Source organism: Nocardia sp. NPDC003345 (assembly GCF_053589395.1).
Genome location: NZ_JBSFRU010000082.1, coordinates 1 through 20,124, shown reverse-complemented (window position 1 = coordinate 20,124; position 20,124 = coordinate 1). Strand labels below are relative to the sequence as shown.

Genomic DNA, 20,124 nt, shown 5'->3' with positions numbered 1-20,124 from the left:
GGGCCGAACCCCGCGCGGCGAAGCCGCGCCAATAAACACAGAACCTTGGCGGGCAGGGTCACCTTCTGACCTTGACGAGAAAGGTCACCTTCTCACCTTGGAGAGCAGGGCCACCTGTCCGGGCCTGCACGGGGTTCCACCTTCCCGCCTTGGCGGGCGGGTTACTTCCTCACCTTCGCGAGCGAGGTCACCTCCTCTTCGCGAGCGAGGTCACCTCCTCAGTTCGGCGAGCAGGGCCACCTGTCCGGACCCGCACGGTGCCCACCTTCCCACCTTGGCGAGCAAGGTCACCTCCCCACCTTCGCGCCTGACCTCCCCCCTCGTCTCGGCAAGCAAGCCCCCTCCTCCGCTACGGCAGGCGAGGTCGCGTTTTGCTGGTGGAACCCCGTTTCGCGTACTGTGGTGTGGTTGCCTGCCGATTCCGGCACGAACCCAACAATCAATCCGAACGAACCCGAGTGGAGTGTTTCGATGTCTGCCGATACCGCCGCGCGCTCGCGCTCCGGTGCACCACGTGCACACGGCGCGGGTTTCGTGCTGGATGTACGCAGTCTCGGTCGCGCCCCGGGATCGATGCGCGAGCTGGCGCGGACGGTCACTACGACCGAACGGCTCGGGCTCGACCTGATCGGGGTGCCTTCCGGTTCCGAGGTGGAGCTGGATCTGCGCCTGCAGGCGGTGTCCGAGGGTGTGCTGGTCACCGGCGCCCTGACCGCGCCGCTGGACGGGGAGTGTTCGCGCTGCCTGGAGCGGTTCACCGATACCGTCGAGCTGTCGCTCACCGAGTTGTTCGCCTATCCGGACAGCACGACCGATCAGACTTCCGAGGACGACGAGATCTATCGGATGAGCGATGATCTGATCGACCTGGAACCCTTGGTCGTGGATCAGCTCGGCCTGGAGTTGCCGCTGCAGCCGCTGTGCACTCCGGATTGTGCGGGACTGTGTCCCGAATGCGGTGTTCGGATGGCGATTGCGGGATCCGATCACGGGCATGAGATACTTGATCCCCGCTGGGCCGGGCTGGCGAAATTCGCCTCCGGATCGCCCGGCAGCGGCAGCCCCGATGAGGGTGCGGCCACCGGAGATCATTCCACCGAGACAGCACGTAACAGTACAGAGGAGAAGTAGTCGTGGCCGTTCCCAAGCGCCGGATGTCCCGTTCCAACACCCGGTCGCGGCGCAGCCAGTGGAAGGCCGCCGCTCCCACTCTGATCACCTGCCCGAACCGGGCCTGCGGCCAGAAGACCCCGCCGCATATCGCGTGCCCGTCCTGCGGTACCTACAAGGGCCGCCAGGTCGTTTCGGCCGTCTGATCCCCGGTCTACCGTTGACCGCGGGCAAGGATGAATCCGGCGAGCGCAGCGATCACGCCGGCCTGCTCGCCGCACTCGGCGTCGAGCTTCGGCCGGATCTGCTGCGCCTCGCGCTGACGCATCGCTCGTACGCGTACGAGAATGGTGGTCTGCCGACCAACGAGCGGCTGGAGTTCCTCGGAGATTCGGTCCTGGGCCTGAGCATCACCGAGCGGCTGTATCACGAGCACCCGGAGAAATCCGAGGGTGAACTGGCCAAATTGCGGGCCAGTGTGGTGAACATGCACGCGCTGGCCGAGGTGGCCCGGAATCTGGGCGATGGCGGCCTGGGCGTGCATCTGCTGCTCGGCAAGGGCGAAGAGCTCACCGGCGGCCGCGACAAACCCAGCATTCTGGCCGACGGGATGGAGTCGCTGCTCGGCGCGGTCCATCTCCAGCACGGGATCGATGTGGCGCGCGAGGTCGTGCTGCGGCTCTTCGCGGAGCTGCTCGAACGCGGACCACGTATGGGCGCGGGCCTGGATTTCAAGACGAGTCTGCAGGAGCTGACCGCCGAGCGTGGTCTGGGCGTGCCCAGCTACGAGATCACCTCGACCGGCCCCGACCACGACAAGGAGTTCACCGCGACGACGGTGATCGCCGGGGTCGCCTACGGGCAGGGTGTCGGGCGCTCGAAGAAGGAAGCCGAACAGAAGGCGGCGGGCGCGGCCTATCGCGCGCTGACCGGCGAATCCTGAATGCCCGAACTGCCAGAGGTCGAGGTGGTTCGCCGCGGCCTGACCGAACATCTGTCCGGGCGGACCGTCGAATCGGTGACCGTCACCCATCCGAGGTCGGTGCGCCGTCATATCGCGGGCGCCGCGGATATGGCGGCCCGGCTGACCGGGTTGACGGTGGCCGCGGCCGAACGTCGCGGTAAGTATCTGTGGCTCACTTTCGACGAGCCCGGTGGCGATCCCGCCGACGACGCGCTGGTCGTGCACCTGGGTATGAGCGGGCAGATGCTGGTGCAACCGGCCGGGGCGCCGGTGGAGAAGCACGCGCATATCCGCGCCACCCTCGATGACGGCCGCGAACTGCGTTTCGTCGATCAGCGGACCTTCGGCGGCTGGGTGCTCGCCCCGCTGATCGTGGCCGACGAGGCCCGGCTGCCCGATCTGCTCGCCCATATCGCGCGGGACCCCCTGGATCCGCTGTTCGACGACGAGGCGGTCGTGCGGGTGCTGCGGTCCAAACGCACCGAGCTCAAACGAGTGCTGCTGGATCAGACGGTGGTGTCCGGGATCGGCAACATCTATGCCGACGAGGCCCTGTGGCGTGCGGAACTACACGGCAATCGCGTCGCGGCCACGCTGACCCTGCCCAGGCTGCGCCGTGTGCTCGACGCGGCCCGGGCCGTGATGCGGGATGCGCTGGCCGCCGGTGGCACCTCCTTCGACGCGCTGTATGTGAACGTCAACGGCGAATCCGGGTATTTCGAGCGGGCGCTGGCGGTGTACGGGCGCGGGGACCGGCCGTGCCCGCGTTGCGGGGCGCCCATCGTGCGGGAGAAGTTCATGAACCGTTCCTCGTACTCGTGCCCGCGCTGTCAGCCGCCGCCGCGGCGCGCCTAGTCGTTCGTACCGGCGTCGGTATTCTGGCTCTCGCCTCCGAGCCCGTCGCGGGTTACGGTTTGTCTCGGGGCAAGATCACCCCAGCTCCGTCTGGGAGGGACGCCATGCGCAAACTCACCTATTACGTCGCCGCCACCATCGACGGTTTCATCGCCACCGAGGACGGTTCGGTGGACTTCTTTCCGGTCGGCGGCGATCACGGGCCCACCATCACCGCGCAGTACCCGGAGACGCTGCCGTCGAAAGTGCGCGAAACGCTCGGTATCGACCGGCCCAACGCGAACTTCGACACGGTGATCATGGGCCGGAAAACCCACGATTTCGGGGTGCGGACCGGTACCTCCAGCCCGTACGCGCATCTGCGGCAGTTCGTGGTCTCCACCACGCTGCCTTCGGCCCCGGATCCGGCCGTGGAACTGATCACGGCCGATCCGCTGGCCCGGGTCCGGGATCTCAAACGGGAGAAGGGGCTGGGTATCTGGTTGTGCGGTGGCGGTGAACTGGCCCAGGTGCTGCTCCCGGAGATCGACCAGATCTATCTGAAGCTGTACCCGATCGTGCTCGGGAAGGGCAGGTCACTGTTCGGCACCGGACCGCGGCTGCCCGAACCCGCCCATTTCCGGACCATCACCAGTCAGGTCTTCGAGGACGGTGTCGCGTTCGTGAAATACGGCCGGAGCCGCTGACCCGTGGCCGCCGCCGGACCGGACGACACCGCGTATTCCGCGCCGGGGCCGGTCGCGGCCCTGCGCGAGATCGGTTTCTGGCTGGAACGGGCCCGGGAGCAGACCTACCGCGTCAAGGCGTACCGGCGGGCCGCCGACACCGTGGCAGCGCTCGGTGACGATGAACGAGACCGTCATCGGGCCGCGAACAGCTGGCGGGAACTGCCCGGGATCGGGCCGAAGACCGCGACGGTGATCGAGGAGGCGTACGCGGGCCGGGTCCCGCGCTATCTGGCCGAGCTGCGCGCGGCGGCGACGCCGATCGGGCCCGAGGGTGCCGCGGTGCGGCAGCGGCTGCGAGGTGATCTGCACACGCATTCCGACTGGTCCGATGGTGGCAGCCCGATCGCGGAGATGATGGGTTGTGCCGCCGCGCTGGGCCACGAGTATTGCGCGCTTACCGACCATTCGCCCCGTCTCACCGTCGCCAACGGGCTGTCCGCGCAGCGGCTGCGGCGGCAGCTGGAGGTGATCGACGAACTCGCCGCCGAGCTGGCGCCGTTCCGGATCCTCACCGGTATCGAGGTCGATATCCTCGACGACGGTTCGCTGGATCAGGACGCCGATCTGCTCGAACGTCTCGATATCGTGGTGGCCAGCGTGCATTCCCGGCTGCGCGACGATCGCGAGACCATGACCCGGCGAATGGTGTACGCGGTCGCGAACCCGCATGTGGATGTGCTCGGCCATTGCACCGGGCGGCTGGTCGAGGGTGGTCGCGGTACCCGGCCGGAATCGGATTTCGATGCCGAGATCGTGTTCGAGGCCTGCCGCCGGTACGGGACGGCGGTCGAGATCAACAGCCGGCCCGAACGCCGGGATCCGCCGTCACGGCTGCTGCGCCTGGCCGACGAGATGGGCTGCGATTTCGCGCTCGATACCGATGCGCACGCCCCCGGCCAGCTGGACTGGCAGGGCTACGGTTGCGCCCGGGCCGCGGCCTGCGGGATCGACCCCGGGCGGATCATCAATACGCTGCCGGTGGACGAACTCCTGGAGTGGACGCACGCATCCGCCGGCTGACCGGGCGATACCGGCCGAGCTGTCGGTGTCGCGACCGATAATGCCCGGTATGCGTGAACTCTCCCTGCGGGCGCTGAACCGGACCCTGCTCGTGCGCCAGCATCTGGCCGCCCGTTCCGAGCTGGGCCCCTACGATATGGTCCGGCATCTGGTGGCGGTGCAGGGGCAGGAACCGAACTGGCCCTATGTGGGACTGTGGTCCCGGCTGTCGGGGTTCGGGCACGACGATCTCGGCGCGCTGTTACGCGACCGGAAACTGGTGCGGTCGACGACCCTGCGGCGCACCGTGCATCTGAGCACCGCGGAGGATTTCCGCTGGCTGCGCCCCACCGTGCAGGCCTATGTCGCCGGGGTCCTCAATGCCGCGTATTTCCGCACGGAGATCGACGGTATCGATCTGCCGGAGCTGGCGGCCGCGGGCGGTGAGCTGCTGTCGGGGCGGCGGCTGTCGCGCGGGGATCTGGGCCGGGAACTGTCCGGGCGTTTCCCGGGGCGGCATACCCGCCGGCTCGCGGAGTCGGTGGAGGTGCTGGTGCCGATGGCGCACGGCGCCGAATCCGGCGAGTGGGGGCGCTGGCGCAACCGCTATGTCACCATCGGGCTGGCAGAAGAATGGATCGGGGCCGCGCTCACCTCGCCGGATCCGGACACGCTCATCCTGCGCTATCTGGCGGCCTTCGGTCCCGCGACCGTCGCGGATATCCAGGCATGGTCGGGTCTCACCCGGCTGGCGGAGGTGGTCGCCGCGCTCCGCCCTCGGCTACGGGTGCTGCGCGGCCCGGAGGGCGTCGAACTCTTCGACCTCCCGGACGCGCCCTCGGCCGACCCCGGCCTGCCGGTCCCGGTTCGCTTCCTGCCCGCGTTCGACAACGCCGTGCTCGGCTACCGGGACCGCCGCCGCATCGTCTCCGAGGAAGACCGGCGCCGGACCGCCCGGGAGGCCTCGGCCGGAGTTCCGGTGTATCTCGTGGACGGTTTCGTCCACGGCCGGTGGGCGCTGCACGGGACGACGCTGCGTATCGAGCCCTGGCATCCGCTGGGGGCCGGTGTGCGGGACGAGATCGAGGGTGAGGCGCGGCGGTTGCTGGCCTTTGTGGGCGGGGACCCGGACAGCGAGATCATGTTCGGTGAGTGAGCGTGGCGCGCTCGCGGCGCGGATGTCCGGGTGGTGAACGGTGACCGAACATTTCCCGGGCGCGGCCGGTTTCCGGCGGCGGCTGTCCAAAGATGAAGTCCACAGGGATGTTTCGGGGAGGGTAGCCGCCGGTGGGTGCACTGCTGTTCAATATCGTTCTCCCGCTCGCCGGTATCGCCATCCCGGTGGGCGCGTTCGTCTGGGAGTTCGTCTTCGTCGGCCGGAAACGGCTCGGCTGGCGGGTGCAGATGGACACCCCGGTCACCGGCGAAGCCGATTCGGGACACGCGGGCGCGTTGCGGCATCTGCGGCAGACCGACGAGGGACCGGACCGTAATCTGCAGGATCTGTCGGTGGTCCTGGTCCGGATCGAGAACAGCGGCGCGACCACCATCACCGCGGCGGATTATGTCACCGCGGCCGACGGCCGGGCGGGTCTGCATCTGCTCTTCCCCGATCGCCGGGTGATCGGGATGGCGGTCACCGAACTCAGCGACGACGGGCTCGCGGTGTGTTTCGAACCGGAATCGGGGTTCGCGCACCGGGAACTGCCCGGCCCGCAGCACATCGGCGTGATCGACCTGCCGAAGGTACCGCTGAACCGGTCTCAGCACTACAAGATCCTCGCCACGCTGGAACGTACCGCGGGCTCCGGAGAGTATCCCGAACCCACCATGCAGGGCGTGGTGACCGCGGGTGGTGTCGCGAAAACCCGCGGCCGCACCGGTGTCTCGATGCTGATGGTGGCGCTGGTCGGATTCCTGGTGGCCGTGATCGCCGCGATGACGGTGATCGACGCCGTCGAGCCCGAACCCGCCCCGGCCGGCTGCGCCACCGGCACCCTCACCGTGGTCGGATCCACCGCGTTCGAGCGGGTGATCCGGGACGCCGGGGCCCTCTACGAACGCACCTGTCCCGGTTCGTCGTTCGCCTACGGGTTCGAGGGCAGCGAACGCGGTATGGCGGCGGTGGCCGGCGAGAAGGGCCGTGACGGAACGCTGCTGGCGATCGGCGACGCCCCGAAGGACGCGGGTTACCCCTCGCTGGAGCAGCGGCCGCTCGCTCTGTCGCTGTTCAGCGTGGTCGTGCATCCCGATACCGGGGTGCGTGACCTGACCGTGGACCGGATCCGGGACCTGTTCCTCGGCCGGGTCACCAACTGGCAGCAGGTGGGTGGCGCCGACCTGCCGGTGCGGGTCGTCAACCGCTATCCCGGTTCGGGTAGCCGGTGGAACCTCGAGACGCGACTGCTGGATTCGGCGCAGCAGTTCGAAGCCGGTATCACGTGCAACGAACTGCGGCGTGCCACCGGGCCCGGTCGCTGCCAGACGCTGACCACCGCCGATGTGCTGGGGGAGGTCGCGCGGACCAGCGGTGCGATCGGCTACAGCGAGAGCGCCGACGCCGCCGCGGCCGAGGGCGTGGTCGGCGTCACGATCGACGGCCGGACCGCCGACCGGGACGAAGCCGCCGCCCGCGCCTACCCGTTCTGGGGTGTGGAGTACGCCTTCTCCCACGGCGACTTCGCACCGGATTCGCTCGGTGCGAGCTTCCTGCGATTCCTGACCGCCGAGGCCGGTCAGGACGTCGTCCGGGCCTATGGGAACCTGCCCTGTGCCGACCTCGCCGATCCGTCGTGGTGCCGCCCGGCCCGGTGAGCACCGGCAGCTGCCGGCATCGGGCGACGATGTGCGCGACGACACGTATCGCGGGCGTAAAGATCGCGCAAGCAGCCGGTTTCACCCTCCGGAACAGGGGTAGTTTCACTGCGCGGCACCGTGGTGGCGGCCGGAGACACCGGTCCCGCGCGATGCGTGAGGGAGAGGACGAGCATGTCCGTCGTGGCGTGTGCGTTGATCGCATTCTTCATCGCCGGTCTCCTGCTGCTGCGGTTCGCCGCGGCGGCACCGGAGTCCCGGGAACATCGCGCGGTCCGGGTCCGGGTGCGGACGCCCCGGCCGCCGGGCAGGCGCTGACCGGCGGGTACGCGGTTCGTGACCCGCGCCGGGGGATGGCAGGATCGCAGCATGGCTGAAGACACCACCTCGGCGCCCGCCGCATCCGGTCCGACCACCCTGTGGGTCGAGCGGACGGGGACCCGGCGCTATACCGGTCGTAGTTCCCGCGGTGCGGAAGTGCTGGTCGGCTCCGACGGCGTGCCGGGGGTCTTCACACCCGGTGAGCTGCTCAAGATCGCCCTGGCCGCCTGCTCCGGGATGAGCTCGGATTTCCCGCTGTCGCGCCGGCTCGGTGACGACTACGACGCCACGATCCGGGTGTCGGGTGCGGCCGACCGTGAGAACGAGGTCTATCCGCAGCTCGACGAGGTGTTCGAGCTGGACCTCAGCGAACTGGACGAGGCCGCGCGGGAGCGTTTGCTGGTCACGGTGCAGCGGGCCATCGACAAGGTCTGCACGGTGGGGCGCACGTTGAAGGCCGGGAGCAAGGTGACACTGTCCTTCGATATCGATACCGCCGACTGAGATGACCGGCGGCGACGATTCCGGCGACGCGGCCCCGGTGCGGCTGAGCGCGTGGGTGCACGGTTCGGTGCAGGGCGTGGGCTTCCGCTGGTGGACCCGGTCCCGGGCGCTCGAACTCGGGCTCACCGGTCAGGCCACCAATGCCGCGGACGGCCGGGTGCATGTGATCGCGGAGGGGAGACGCGACGCGGCGGATCGGCTCCTGACACTGTTGCGGTCGGGGGAGACGCCCGGCCGGGTGGATCTGGTGGTGGAATCCTGGGAGGCCCCGCGGGGCGGGTTCACGGGATTCGCCGAACGCTGAGTACCGGCCTCGGACTGTCCGCGGGCGGTGACCCGTCGGCGGTTCCTTGACATTCCATTGTGGAAGTAGGATCCTTGGTTCAGTTCCACAGTGGAATGTGGGTCGACCTCGAAGGGGAACGCTATGGAGATCTCGACGGGAACCCGGGCCTCCGACGCCGAACGTGATCGCATCGTGGGGGAATTGGGCCGGCATCTGGGCGAGGGCCGCCTCGACCTGACCGAATACGACCAGCGGGTCGCGCAGGTCTACCGGACCACCACCCGCGAGGGCCTGCGGGAGGTCCTGGCGGATCTGCCCGCCGCGCCCGCGCCGAAACCGCCGCGCTCGCGCCGCCGCTTCCCGATCTGGCAGCGAATCGAGGCGAGCGCCTGGCTGTCGGTGAGTGTGCTGGTGCTGGTGATCTGGGCCGCGATATCTCTCGGGGTCGGCGCCTTCACCTACTTCTGGCCCATCTGGGTCATCGGCCCATGGGGTGCGGTGCTGGCAGTACGCGCGGCAACCGGGCTCGAGGCCGGCGCCTGCCATGGCCGGAAGGCATAACGGCCGGTAGCCTCGGCGCCGAATCCGCACGGCGGCGCGGTGACCGGATTTCCGGGTGCGCCGGCAATCGGCCGGCCACGGCCGGTGCGCCGGATGGGGGCACGCCGCCGCCGACCTATACGATGACTGATCGGCCTGGGTGAGGCGAACAGTTCATGGAGGCGGAAAGGGTCGTCGGCGTTGCACCTGAAGAGCTTGACGTTGAAAGGGTTCAAATCCTTCGCGTCCGCGACGACTCTGCGGTTCGAACCCGGCATCACCTGTGTCGTGGGGCCCAACGGCTCCGGGAAATCCAATGTCGTCGACGCGCTCACCTGGGTGATGGGTGAACAGGGCGCCAAAGCGCTGCGCGGCGGCAAGATGCAGGACGTCATCTTCGCCGGTACCTCCGGCCGGGCGCCGCTGGGCCGAGCCGAGGTCACGCTGACCATCGACAACTCCGACGGCGCGCTGCCCATCGACTACGCCGAGGTGTCCATCACCCGCCGGATGTTCCGTGACGGCGCCGGTGAATACGAGATCAACGGCAACACCTGCCGTCTGATGGATGTGCAGGAACTGCTCAGCGATTCCGGTATCGGCCGCGAGATGCATGTCATCGTCGGGCAGGGGCAGCTGTCGGCCATCCTCGAATCCCGGCCGGAGGACCGGCGGGCCTTCATCGAAGAGGCCGCCGGTGTGCTCAAACACCGCAAACGCAAAGAGAAGGCCGTCCGCAAACTGGACGCCATGCAGGCCAACCTGGCCCGCCTGACCGACCTCACCAGCGAGTTGCGCCGCCAGCTCAAACCATTGGGCCGCCAGGCCGAGGTCGCGCGGCGCGCCCAGACGGTGCAGGCGGACCTGCGCGACGCCCGGCTGCGGCTGGCCGCCGACGATCTGGTGACCCGCCGCGCCGAACTGGAGAGCCAGCAGAGCAAAGAGGCCTACGCGCGCGAACAGCAGATCACCGTGCAGACCGAACTGGACGCCGCCCAGGCCGCGCTGGCCCAGCAGGAATACGAACTCGCCCGCCTGACGCCCGGCGCCGAGGCGGCCGGGCAACTGTGGTTCCAGCTGTCGGCGCTGGCCGAACGGGTCAACGCCACGATCCGGATCGCCGGTGATCGGGCCCGCCACCTGGATACCGCCATGCCCACCGGAACCGGACGCGATCCGGAGCAGCTCGAGGCCGAGGCCGACCGGGTCGAGGCCGAGGAGGCCGAACTCCGCGAGGCCGTGGAGATGGCCACCGAAACCCTGGAGGCCGCCCGCGACGGGCTCGCCGACCGCGAACACGCGGCGAAGGCCGCCGAACAGGCTCATCTGGCCGCAGTGCGGGCCATCGCCGACCGGCGTGAGGGGCTGGTGCGGTTATCGGGCCAGGTGGACAACCTGCGCACCCGGACCCAATCCGCCGACTCCGAGATCGTGCGCCTGTCGACCGCGCTCGCGGAGGCGCGGGCGCGCGGCACCGAGGCGCAGACCGAATTCGACTCCGTCCAGGACGAACTCGTCGAACTGGACGCGGGCGAGGCCGGTCTCGACGCCCAGCACGAACACGCGGTGGAAGCACTGTCGCTGGCCGACCGGCGAGTCACCGAGCTGCGCGCCGAGGATCGCGACGCAGGTAAGAAGGTCGCCTCGCTCACCGCGCGGATCGAAGCGCTCGGTATGAATCTGGCCGGCCGCGACGGCGCGGCCTGGCTCACCGAGAACCATCCGGCCGGACTGCTGGGTCCGCTGTCGGAACAACTCCGGGTGCACGCCGGGTACGAGGCCGCGGTCGCCGCGGTCTTCGGTCCGGTGGCCGAGGCGCTGGTCGCCGATACCGGGGATACCGCGCTGAGCGCGCTGCGCGCCCTGGGCAAGGCCGACGGCGGCCGGGCCGCGCTGGTCTACGCGGGCTCCGGCGCGGTGCCCGGGTCCGAATCCGGCGATGCGCTCCCCGATCCGGCGCGCTGGCTGTGGGATGTGCTCGACTGTCCCGACGCGGTCCGTCCCGCGGTGTCCGCGCTGGCCCGGCAGGTCGCGGTCGTCCCGGATCTGGACGCGGCCGCCGCCCTGCTCGGCGCCCGCCCGGAGCTGCGGGTCGTCACCCGGGACGGGGATCTCGCCGGAACCGGCTGGCTGGTCGGCGGATCCGACCGGTCACCGAGCCGGCTGGAGGTGCAGGCACAGATCGATGCGGCGGAGGCGGAGTTGCGTGCCGCCCACCGCCGGGCCGAAGAGCTGGAGGCGAGTCTGGCGGGCGCGCTCGACGAGCAGTCCGACCGCAGGGACGCCGTGGACCAGGCCCTGCTGGCCCTGCACGAGTCCGATCAGGCCCTCAATGCCATCTACGAACGCCTCGGGCGGCTGGGCGCGGCGGCGCGGACCGCGCAGGCCGAATCCGAACGCGTCATCACCCAGCGCGCCGCCGCCGAGACGACCCGCGAGGAGACGCTCACCGCGCTCGCCGAACTCGAGGACCGGTTGCGCCACGCCGAACGCGAACAGGCCGATTCCGGAGACGACGCCGGCGCGGCCGGTACCGAAGCGGCGGCGCTCGCCCGCGAGGAGGCCGCCGCCGCGCTGGCCGAGGCCCGGACGATGGAGGTGGAGGCGCGCCTGGCCGTGCGCACCGCCGAGGAACGGGCCGAATCGGTACGCGGAAAAGCGGATTCGCTGCGCCGCGCGGCCCGCGCCGAACGCGAGGCCAGGGCCCGCGCCGAACGCGCCCAGGCGGCCCGGCGCCGGGCCGCGCAGGTGGCCTCGGCGGTCGCCGAATCCGGAGCCGAGCTGGCGTCCCGGCTGGAGCAGGTGGTGGCCGCCGCGTCGGCCCGCCGCGACGATCTGGTGCGCCGCCGCACCGAATGCGCCACCGGGGTGGACCGGATCAAGGAACGGGTCCGGGCATTGAGCACCCAGCTCGCTCAGCTCACCGACGCCGTGCATCGCGACGAGGTCGCCAAGGCGCAGGCCGCGCTGCGTATCGAACAGCTCGAGGCGAATATCGCCGAACAGTTCGGTATCGCGCTCGACGATCTGATCGCCGAGTACGGTCCCGATATCGCGCTGCCGCCCAGCGAACTCGAATTGCGGGAGTACGAGCAGGCCAAGGAACGCGGTGAAGCCGTCACCGCGCCCGCGCCGATGCCGTTCGACCGCGCCTCCCAGGAGCGGCGCGCGAAACGCGCCGAGAAGGATCTGACCACGCTCGGCAAGGTGAACCCGCTGGCCCTCGAGGAGTTCGCGGCTCTCGAAGAGCGCTACAACTTCCTGGCCACCCAGCTGGAGGACGTGAAGAAGGCCCGGCAGGACCTGCTGGACGTGGTGTCGGAGGTCGACGCCCGCATCCTGCAGGTGTTCACCGATGCCTACGCCGATGTGGAGCGCGAGTTCGTGCAGGTCTTCTCGGCGCTGTTCCCCGGCGGCGAAGGCCGGCTACTGCTCACCGACCCCGGCGATATGCTCACCACCGGTATCGAGGTGGAGGCCCGTCCGCCCGGGAAGAAGGTGAAGCGGCTGTCACTGCTGTCCGGCGGCGAGAAATCGCTCACCGCGGTGGCGCTGCTGGTCGCCATCTTCCGCGCCCGCCCGTCGCCGTTCTATGTGATGGACGAGGTGGAGGCCGCCTTGGACGACACCAACCTGCGCCGGCTGATCGGACTGTTCGAACAGTTGCGGGAGAAGAGCCAGCTGATCGTGATCACGCACCAGAAGCCGACCATGGAGATCGCCGACGCCCTCTACGGCGTGAGCATGCGCGGCGACGGGATCACCCAGGTCATCTCGCAACGCCTGCGCGGCCAGGATCTCGCTTCCACCGGCTCCGCCGGCTGACCGCCCGGCCGCGGCCGGGACACCGCGGCATCGGGGCCGCGGCGCTCACAGTAGATCGCTGACGTCGTCGGGCACATCCACCGCGTATTTGCGCAGGATCTCCATCGATATCACTTCCAGGGCATTCTCATGGGTCGCCGCCAGCACCACCGGTGCGGCGACACCGTCCTCGTGCGCGTGCAACCAGCGCACCGCCACCACACACCATCTGTCCCCGGGCTGCAGGCCGGGAAAATTGTTCTCCGGACGCGGTGTGCTCAGATCGTTGCCGATGGACGCCTGGTGCTCCAGGAACTCGGCTGTGACGACCGTGCACACGGTGTGGCTGCCCAGATCCTCCGGGCCGGTGCTGCAGCAGCCGTCCCGGTAGAACCCGGTCAGAGGATCGGTGCCGCACTCTTGTAGCGGACCCCCAAGCACGTTTCGATCGGTCACATCGCCGATCCTATTGTCCTGCCGCGAGAAGTTCCGCAGGACAAGAAATCTCACCGGCCGTGTTCTGGGCCCTGAGCTGCGAAAGCGCTGGGTGCGACCTTTTGCGCGGAGGTCTCGCCGCGCGGGCCGGGCCGGGTCGCGGGTGGCCCGGTGGCCCTCTGCAAGGATGGGCGGCGTGAGTGCGCAAGCCTGGATTCTGATCGCAGTGATCGCTGCCGTACTGCTGGTCGCGCTCGTGGCCGGTTTCGTCCGGTACAAGCGCGGCCGCGTCTCGCTGGCGCCGCCGGCCGGGAAGGAGGAACTCGCCGACCGCTCGGGCGGCTATCAGGCGGCGGGCGGTTTCTCCTTCAGCCAGGGCGGTCAGGGAGCCACCGCGACCCCGGCCCGCCCGAGTCCCACTGAGCGGACCGATACCGAGGGTCAGCCCCATATCGGTGACGATGCCGCCGTTCCGCGCGACGCTCCGCGTCGCGGGATCACGAATGTCACGCTGCCGGATACGGTCGATTCCGGTGCGGCCACCGCGCCGGCGGAACCGGAGTCGGGCGAGACCGCCGAGACCACCGCGCCGGAGGCGCCCGTCGAGGCGGGCGGCACGGATACGGAAAACGCCGCGCCGCCCGCGTCGGGCGAGACCGCGGCCGCCGCGGATCCGGCCGGAACCACTGCCGGGACGGACGCGACCTCCACCACCGGCGCCGCGAGCACGGTGCCGCCGGAAGCGGCGGCACCGGACACGGAGACGCCCGCGAAGCCGCCGGCCGAGGTGCCCGCGGAGACCTCCGGCGCCACGGTGGTGGCCCCCGATACGGCGGCCGGGGCCCATCTGGTGCCCGAGGTCGAGGAGATCGAGCCCACCTCGGGCCGGCTGACCCGCTTGCGCGGGCGGCTCTCGCGCTCCCAGAACGCGGTCGGCAAGAGCCTGCTGGGCCTGCTCGGCGGTGGCGATCTGGACGAGGACTCCTGGGAAGAGGTCGAGGACACCCTGGTCCTGGCCGATATCGGCACGGCGGTCACCACGGTGATCGTGGAGCGGTTGCGCGAGGAGATGGCGGCGCGCAGTGTGCGTACCGCCGATGAGGCCCGTGCTGTGCTGCGCGATGTGCTCATCGAATCGCTGCGGCCGGATCTCGATCGTTCGGTGCGGGCGCTGCCGCACGCCGACCACCCGTCCATCCTGCTGGTGGTCGGGGTCAACGGCACCGGTAAGACCACCACCACCGGCAAACTCGCGCGGGTACTGGTGGCCGACGGCCGCCGGGTGCTGCTGGGCGCCGCCGACACCTTCCGGGCCGCCGCCGCCGACCAGTTGCAGACCTGGGGCGAACGGGTCGGCGCGGAGACCGTCCGCGGGCGTGAGGGCGCCGATCCGGCGGCCGTCGCGTTCGACGCGGTGTCCACGGGTATCGACAGCGGGGTCGATGTGGTCCTGATCGATACCGCCGGCCGTCTGCACACCAAGACCGGGCTGATGGACGAACTGGGCAAGGTCAAACGGGTGGTCGAGAAGAAGGCCTCGGTGGACGAGGTACTGCTGGTACTGGACGCCACGGTCGGCCAGAACGGTCTCATGCAGGCCCGGATCTTCGCCGAAGTGGTCGATATCAGCGGCGTCGTGCTGACGAAGCTGGACGGAACGGCCAAGGGCGGCATCGTCTTTCAGATCCAGCACGAACTCGGAGTGCCGGTCAAACTGGTCGGGCTCGGCGAGGGCGCCGACGATCTGGCCCCCTTCGAACCGTCGGCGTTCGTGGACGCGCTGCTCGGCTGAGCCGGACGCGGCCCGGTCGGTTTCCGGGGGTCTCCCCGTGCCGACCGGGCGTCATTTCGGGAGGAAGCAACATACCCGAAACATTTCGGCGCGATCGATTCACCTAGGTGAAACACCAGAGCGTCACGGATGAAACACCGAGTGAGCACCCTTCAGTAGCGGGCCCAACGTTGTGCGAACGGCGGGCCAGAAGATGAGGGAGGAAACTGGTGGAAACCGTGATCGGCGCGCCCAATGCCGGCGACACCGCATGGATACTGACGAGCGCGGCGCTCGTCCTGCTGATGACACCCGGCCTGGCGTTCTTCTACGGCGGTATGGTCCGGGGCAAGAACGTGCTCAACATGATCATGATGAGCATCAGCGCGATGGCCGTGGTCACTGTGCTCTGGGTGCTGTACGGCTTCTCGGTCGCATTCGGCACCGATAAAGGCGGCCTGCTCGGTGACCCCGGGCAGTTCTTCGGCCTCAAGACCCTGATCGCCGGATTCGGGGACGAATCCGCCGGCGTACCGCTGATCGGGAACATCCCGGCGACCGTGTTCGTCGCCTTCCAGGCGATGTTCGCGATCATCACCGTCGCCCTGATCTCCGGCGCGGTGGCCGACCGCCTGAAGTTCACCTCCTGGCTGGTGTTCTCCGGTATCTGGGCCACCGTGGTGTACTTCCCGGTCGCGCACTGGGTCTGGGGTGGCGGCTGGATCATGGAGAAGGTCGAGGCCATCGACTTCGCCGGTGGTACCGCCGTCCACATCAACTCCGGTGCCGCGGCGCTCGCGCTGGCCATCGTGGTCGGTAAGCGCGCGGGCTGGCCGAAGACTCCCTTCCGCCCGCACAACCTGCCGTTCGTCATGCTGGGCGCCGCGCTGCTGTGGTTCGGCTGGTTCGGCTTCAACGCCGGTTCCGCGGCGGCCGCCGACGGTGTCGCCGGTGCCGCCTTCATCACCACCCTGGTCGCCACCGCCGCCGCGATGATCGCCTGGCTCGTGGTGGAGAAGATCCGTGACGGTAAGCCGACCTCGCTGGGCGCCGCCTCCGGTATCGTCGCCGGCCTGGTCGCCATCACGCCGTCCTGTTCCTCGGTGAACGTGCTGGGCGCGCTGGCCATCGGTGCCATCGCCGGTGCGGTCTGCGCGCTGGCGGTGAGCCTGAAGTTCAAGTTCGGTTACGACGACTCGCTCGATGTCGTGGGTATCCACATGGTCGGCGGTATTCTCGGCACGGTGCTGATCGGCCTGTTCGCCGCCCCCGAGGCGCCCGCCGCCGCGAAGGGCCTGTTCTACGGCGGTGACCTCGAACTGCTGGGCCGGCAGACCCTCGGCGCGGTCGCGGTGATGCTGTACTCGTTCGTGATCGCCCTGGTGATCGCCTACGCGATCAAGTTCACCATCGGCCTGCGTGCCGACGCCGAAGCGGAGTCCAACGGGATGGACGATTCCGAACACGCGGAAACCGCATACGATTTCGCTGCACTGGGTGGAACCGCACGTTCGGCCGGCAAGGAGGCATGAACCCCATGAAACTGATCACCGCAATCGTCAAACCGTTCACGCTCGAGGACGTCAAAACGGGTCTGGAGCAGGCGGGCGTCTTCGGGATGACCGTGAGCGAAGTGCAGGGTTACGGACGGCAGAAGGGCCACACCGAGGTCTACCGCGGTGCGGAGTACTCCGTCGATTTCGTCCCGAAGGTCCGGGTCGAGGTCGTGGTCGACGACAGCTCAGCCGACCGGGTCGTCGATCTGATCGTGGAAGCGTCGCGGACCGGCAAGATCGGCGACGGCAAGGTCTGGGTGACCCCGGTCGAGACCATCGTCCGGGTTCGCACCGGCGAACGCGGGACCGACGCGCTATAGAGCCGCGTCGCGTTGTCGCGACGGCGGGTGTAAACGACAACAGCGGCCCCGCTCCCACCGGATACCGGTCGGGGCGGGGTCGCCTGTGTGAACGGGTGGTGGTTTCGTTGGGTGAGAACCGGCAGGAACGGGAGCCCGAGGGGGCGCGGGGCGGGCGGCCGGTGAAAGCGGCCGCTCTCTCGCAGGGTGCGGCCGATCTGGTGCGGGCCCGGGACCAGCTGCTCGGCGGCGGCCAGCCCCGCCATCCGCGGTTGGACGCGGAATCCCTGCGTGAGGCGCTGGTCGACCTGTACGAACTGTGGTTGACGGGGAAGGGCACCGAGGTCGGCATCACGCCGGACAGCGGATTGGCGATCATGGCCGTGGGTGGGCTGGGCCGCCGCGAGATGCTGCCCTATTCGGATCTGGACCTGGTGCTGCTACACGAGGACATGGACCCGAAAAAGGTCGCCGAGATCGCCGACCGGCTCTGGTATCCGCTCTGGGACGCCCACATCAAACTCGACCACAGTGTGCGCACGGTGCCGCAGGCGCTGAAGGTGGCCTCCGATGATCTGGTCGCCGCCCTGGGCATGCTCGACGCCCGTCATATCGTCGGCAATCCCGAGCTCAGTGACCGGATCATCGCCGGTATCCGCAAGGATTGGCGTAGCGGGATCCGCGGGCGGTTCGACGAACTCGTCACCGGGGTACGCGCGCGATGGGAGCGCAGCGGGGAGGTCGCCCATCGCAGCGAACCCGATCTGAAGAGCGGCCGCGGTGGTCTGCGCGATATCCAGCTACTCGACGCGCTCGCCATCGCCCAGCTCACCGACGCCATGCCCGGCCTGGGCCCGGACGCCCCGGGCGGGGGCCTGGGGCAGGCGCACCGCAAACTCCTCGACGTCCGCACCGAACTGCACCGGGTGGCGGGCCGGGCCCGGGATCAGCTGCGCGCCCAGGACGCCGACGAAATCGGGGCGGCGCTGCGGATCGGCGACCGTTTCGATCTGGCCCGTACTCTCAGCGATGCCGCGCGGACCGTCGTGTACTCGGTGGATGTCGGAATGCGCACGGCGGGTAACGCGCTACCGCGGCGCGGTCTGGCGCGGTTGCGCCGGATGCCGGTGCGGCGACCGCTGGACGAGGGCGTGGTCGAACACGGCGGCGAGGTCGTACTGGCCCGCGACGCCCGGCCGCAACGCGATCCCGGCCTGATCCTGCGCGTGGCGGCGGCCTCGGCCCAGACCGGTCTGCCGATGTCGGCGACCACGCTCAACCGGCTGTCCGAGGACGCACCCGAGCTGCGCGAGCCGTGGCCCAAGGACGCGCTGAACGATCTGCTGGTACTGCTCGGCTCCGGCCGCGGTGTCATCGACGCGGTCGAGGCATTGGACCGGACCGGCCTGTGGGGCCGGCTGCTGCCGGAATGGGGGGCGGTCCGCGATCTGCCGCCCCGCGACGCCGTGCACGTCTGGACGGTGGACCGGCATTCGGTCGAGACCGTCGCCTACGCGGGCGCGCTCAGTACCCGGGTGGCCCGGCCGGATCTGCTGGCCCTCGGTGCGCTGCTGCACGATATCGGCAAGGGCCGGGTCGAAGATCACTGCGCGGTCGGCGCCGAACTCGCCACCCAGATCGGCCGCCGGCTGGGGCTGTGGCCGTCGGACGTCGAGGTGCTCAGCGCCGTGGTCCGCCATCATCTGCTGCTGCCGGACGTCGCCACCCACCGTGATATCGACGATCCCGCCACGGTGCAATACGTGGCCGAAGCGCTGGACAACGACCCGCGGCGCCTCGAACTGCTGCACGCGCTCGCCGAAGCCGATTCACTGGCCACCGGCCCGGGAGTGTGGGGGGAATGGAAGGCGACACTGATCGGCGAACTGGTGCGCCGCTGCCGGACCGTGATGGCCGGGGAAGAGTTGCCCGAGCCCGAACCCATCCCGGACGATCTGCGAACCCGCGCGGCGACCGGCGGGATACATGTCGAATTGACCCCGGGCGACAGCAAATACAGCCATATCGCCACCGTCATCGCCCCGGACACTCCGGGTTTGCTGTCCAATACCGCCGGTGTCCTGGCCTTGCATTCGCTGCGCGTGCTCTCGGCGTCGGTGGGCGCGGCCGGGGAGTCGGCGATCAACACCTTCGTCGTCACCCCGACCTTCGGCGGCCCACCCGACGCCGGACTGCTGCGGCAGGAGCTCAAACGGGCCGTCGCCGGTGATCTCGATGTCCGGGCGGCGCTGGCCGCCAAGGAACGCGAGACCCTGGGCGCGGCTCGCTATGCCCAGGCCGAACCCCGGCTCATCTGGGCGGAGACCGCCGTTGCGGGACAGGTGATCCTGCAGTTGCGCGCCGAGGACCGGATCGGGCTGCTGTGCCGGCTCGCCGCCGTACTGGCCGGCGCGGGCGCGGATGTCCGCTGGGCCAAAGTGGTCACCATGGGTTCGTTCGTGGTGGACGTCTTCTGCGTCGATCTGCGCCCGGATTCCGGGCCGCGGCGGCTCGCGGAGCTGGAATCGGCGCTGTTGCAGGAGGTGCCGCGACCCGCGCCGCGGAAACCGCCGGAGTAGGAAAAGGACCGGTGACCGAGGCCAAGGTCACCGTTACGCGTCGATTGCCCACCGTTTGCCACCAGGTCGGCGGCGGTGGCCGATCCGGGCCCTAACATTCCGGGAGTCAGCTGTCGCGCTCACGAGGGGAGCAGGTCGGTGGCAATCCAGGTAGTGACTTCGTCGATCATGACCAGCGAACTGACCCCGCATATCGCCCGATGTGTGGGCGACGCCTACTGGGTGGTGACCTGGCTGCCGGGGCGCACGCTCACCGAACCGCAGGCGATGGCGGCCATGAACGTGGCCGCGGCCGTCACCTCCAACGGGCTCCCGCCCGACGACGACTGGTCACGTCTGGACTCCCTGGCCCGCCAGCTCGGCCTCACCGGCCGGGAAGCGGCCTACCTGGTGGCGGTGGAACAACACGACTACCGGAGAGGCTTCTCTCCGACCTGAAATATTGGAGACGCTCCGCGTCTCGAGGGTGGGGCCCTATTAACCCCCGGGTCTTCACTCCCGGCGGTCGGTCGCTGCGCTCCCTCCCTCTGGTCGCTCCAGACCCGGGGCGGGCCCCACC

At 69.5% G+C, this 20,124-nt stretch carries 19 protein-coding genes; 18 read left to right on the top strand and 1 reads right to left on the bottom strand.

Annotated elements, in window-relative coordinates:
* Window positions 1-471: 471 nt before the first annotated feature.
* The 13 genes from ACWDU1_RS12310 to smc all read left to right on the top strand — a co-directional run bounded on the left by ACWDU1_RS12310 (window position 472) and on the right by smc (window position 12,946).
* Window positions 472-1,131, top strand: a complete 660-nt coding sequence (locus ACWDU1_RS12310) for a YceD family protein (protein ID WP_449998019.1) — start codon at window positions 472-474, stop codon at window positions 1,129-1,131.
* 2 nt (window positions 1,132-1,133) lie between these two features.
* Complete coding sequence (gene rpmF / locus ACWDU1_RS12305; RefSeq protein ID WP_039825884.1) at window positions 1,134-1,316, top strand: 50S ribosomal protein L32; 183 nt, start codon at window positions 1,134-1,136, stop codon at window positions 1,314-1,316.
* 14 nt (window positions 1,317-1,330) lie between these two features.
* Window positions 1,331-2,053 (top strand): ribonuclease III, encoded by a 723-nt coding sequence (gene rnc / locus ACWDU1_RS12300; RefSeq protein ID WP_449998018.1) that lies wholly within the window; start codon window positions 1,331-1,333, stop codon window positions 2,051-2,053.
* Window positions 2,054-2,929 (top strand): bifunctional DNA-formamidopyrimidine glycosylase/DNA-(apurinic or apyrimidinic site) lyase, encoded by an 876-nt coding sequence (mutM, locus tag ACWDU1_RS12295; protein ID WP_449998016.1) that lies wholly within the window; start codon window positions 2,054-2,056, stop codon window positions 2,927-2,929.
* Window positions 2,930-3,033: 104 nt separating this feature from the next.
* Window positions 3,034-3,615 (top strand): dihydrofolate reductase family protein, encoded by a 582-nt coding sequence (locus ACWDU1_RS12290; protein WP_449998014.1) that lies wholly within the window; start codon window positions 3,034-3,036, stop codon window positions 3,613-3,615.
* Between the two features lie 3 nt (window positions 3,616-3,618).
* A complete protein-coding gene (locus ACWDU1_RS12285; RefSeq protein ID WP_449998013.1) occupies window positions 3,619-4,677 on the top strand; it encodes a PHP domain-containing protein in 1,059 nt (352 codons plus the stop codon).
* 49 nt (window positions 4,678-4,726) lie between these two features.
* Window positions 4,727-5,812: a winged helix DNA-binding domain-containing protein gene (locus tag ACWDU1_RS12280; protein ID WP_449998011.1), complete on the top strand. Its 1,086-nt coding sequence runs from the start codon at window positions 4,727-4,729 to the stop codon at window positions 5,810-5,812.
* A gap of 131 nt (window positions 5,813-5,943) precedes the next feature.
* On the top strand, window positions 5,944-7,470 hold the full coding sequence (locus tag ACWDU1_RS12275) for a PstS family phosphate ABC transporter substrate-binding protein (RefSeq protein ID WP_449998010.1): 1,527 nt from the start codon (window positions 5,944-5,946) through the stop codon (window positions 7,468-7,470).
* Between the two features lie 174 nt (window positions 7,471-7,644).
* Complete coding sequence (locus tag ACWDU1_RS12270; protein ID WP_449998008.1) at window positions 7,645-7,788, top strand: hypothetical protein; 144 nt, start codon at window positions 7,645-7,647, stop codon at window positions 7,786-7,788.
* 51 nt (window positions 7,789-7,839) lie between these two features.
* A complete protein-coding gene (locus tag ACWDU1_RS12265) occupies window positions 7,840-8,295 on the top strand; it encodes an OsmC family protein (RefSeq protein WP_449998006.1) in 456 nt (151 codons plus the stop codon).
* Between the two features lies 1 nt (window position 8,296).
* Entirely contained in the window at window positions 8,297-8,599 is a 303-nt protein-coding gene (locus ACWDU1_RS12260) for an acylphosphatase (RefSeq protein WP_449998005.1), read from the top strand.
* A 123-nt stretch (window positions 8,600-8,722) separates the two neighbouring features.
* On the top strand, window positions 8,723-9,142 hold the full coding sequence (locus ACWDU1_RS12255; protein ID WP_449998003.1) for a DUF1707 SHOCT-like domain-containing protein: 420 nt from the start codon (window positions 8,723-8,725) through the stop codon (window positions 9,140-9,142).
* A gap of 180 nt (window positions 9,143-9,322) precedes the next feature.
* Window positions 9,323-12,946 carry a chromosome segregation protein SMC gene (gene smc, locus ACWDU1_RS12250; RefSeq protein WP_449998002.1) on the top strand — a complete coding sequence of 1,208 codons (3,624 nt, stop codon included), beginning with the start codon at window positions 9,323-9,325 and terminating at the stop codon, window positions 12,944-12,946.
* Between the two features lie 45 nt (window positions 12,947-12,991).
* Here the strand turns inward: smc and ACWDU1_RS12245 are convergent, their stop codons facing one another.
* Complete coding sequence (locus ACWDU1_RS12245) at window positions 12,992-13,381, bottom strand: DUF2237 family protein (RefSeq protein ID WP_280401323.1); 390 nt, start codon at window positions 13,379-13,381, stop codon at window positions 12,992-12,994.
* 166 nt (window positions 13,382-13,547) lie between these two features.
* Between ACWDU1_RS12245 and ftsY the strand changes: the two genes are divergently transcribed.
* The 5 genes from ftsY to ACWDU1_RS12220 all read left to right on the top strand — a co-directional run bounded on the left by ftsY (window position 13,548) and on the right by ACWDU1_RS12220 (window position 20,003).
* A complete protein-coding gene (ftsY, locus tag ACWDU1_RS12240; RefSeq protein WP_449997999.1) occupies window positions 13,548-15,152 on the top strand; it encodes a signal recognition particle-docking protein FtsY in 1,605 nt (534 codons plus the stop codon).
* Between the two features lie 221 nt (window positions 15,153-15,373).
* Complete coding sequence (locus ACWDU1_RS12235; protein ID WP_449998021.1) at window positions 15,374-16,663, top strand: ammonium transporter; 1,290 nt, start codon at window positions 15,374-15,376, stop codon at window positions 16,661-16,663.
* 5 nt (window positions 16,664-16,668) lie between these two features.
* On the top strand, window positions 16,669-17,007 hold the full coding sequence (locus tag ACWDU1_RS12230; protein ID WP_357423477.1) for a P-II family nitrogen regulator: 339 nt from the start codon (window positions 16,669-16,671) through the stop codon (window positions 17,005-17,007).
* A gap of 107 nt (window positions 17,008-17,114) precedes the next feature.
* Window positions 17,115-19,565, top strand: coding sequence for a [protein-PII] uridylyltransferase (locus ACWDU1_RS12225; protein ID WP_449997997.1), 2,451 nt, complete (start codon window positions 17,115-17,117; stop codon window positions 19,563-19,565).
* 138 nt (window positions 19,566-19,703) lie between these two features.
* The gene (locus tag ACWDU1_RS12220) at window positions 19,704-20,003 is read left to right on the top strand and encodes a hypothetical protein (protein WP_449997995.1); all 300 of its coding nucleotides are present in this window, start codon (window positions 19,704-19,706) and stop codon (window positions 20,001-20,003) included.
* Window positions 20,004-20,124 lie beyond the last annotated feature (121 nt).

Coding starts and splice junctions, on each gene's coding strand:
- ACWDU1_RS12255 (WP_449998003.1), top strand. CDS start 8,723: ATGGAGATCTCGACGGGAACCCGGGCCTCCGACGCCGAACGTGATCGC.
- ACWDU1_RS12265 (WP_449998006.1), top strand. CDS start 7,840: ATGGCTGAAGACACCACCTCGGCGCCCGCCGCATCCGGTCCGACCACC.
- ACWDU1_RS12290 (WP_449998014.1), top strand. CDS start 3,034: ATGCGCAAACTCACCTATTACGTCGCCGCCACCATCGACGGTTTCATC.
- ftsY (WP_449997999.1), top strand. CDS start 13,548: ATGGGCGGCGTGAGTGCGCAAGCCTGGATTCTGATCGCAGTGATCGCT.
- ACWDU1_RS12280 (WP_449998011.1), top strand. CDS start 4,727: ATGCGTGAACTCTCCCTGCGGGCGCTGAACCGGACCCTGCTCGTGCGC.
- mutM (WP_449998016.1), top strand. CDS start 2,054: ATGCCCGAACTGCCAGAGGTCGAGGTGGTTCGCCGCGGCCTGACCGAA.
- ACWDU1_RS12260 (WP_449998005.1), top strand. CDS start 8,297: ATGACCGGCGGCGACGATTCCGGCGACGCGGCCCCGGTGCGGCTGAGC.
- ACWDU1_RS12270 (WP_449998008.1), top strand. CDS start 7,645: ATGTCCGTCGTGGCGTGTGCGTTGATCGCATTCTTCATCGCCGGTCTC.
- ACWDU1_RS12310 (WP_449998019.1), top strand. CDS start 472: ATGTCTGCCGATACCGCCGCGCGCTCGCGCTCCGGTGCACCACGTGCA.
- ACWDU1_RS12230 (WP_357423477.1), top strand. CDS start 16,669: ATGAAACTGATCACCGCAATCGTCAAACCGTTCACGCTCGAGGACGTC.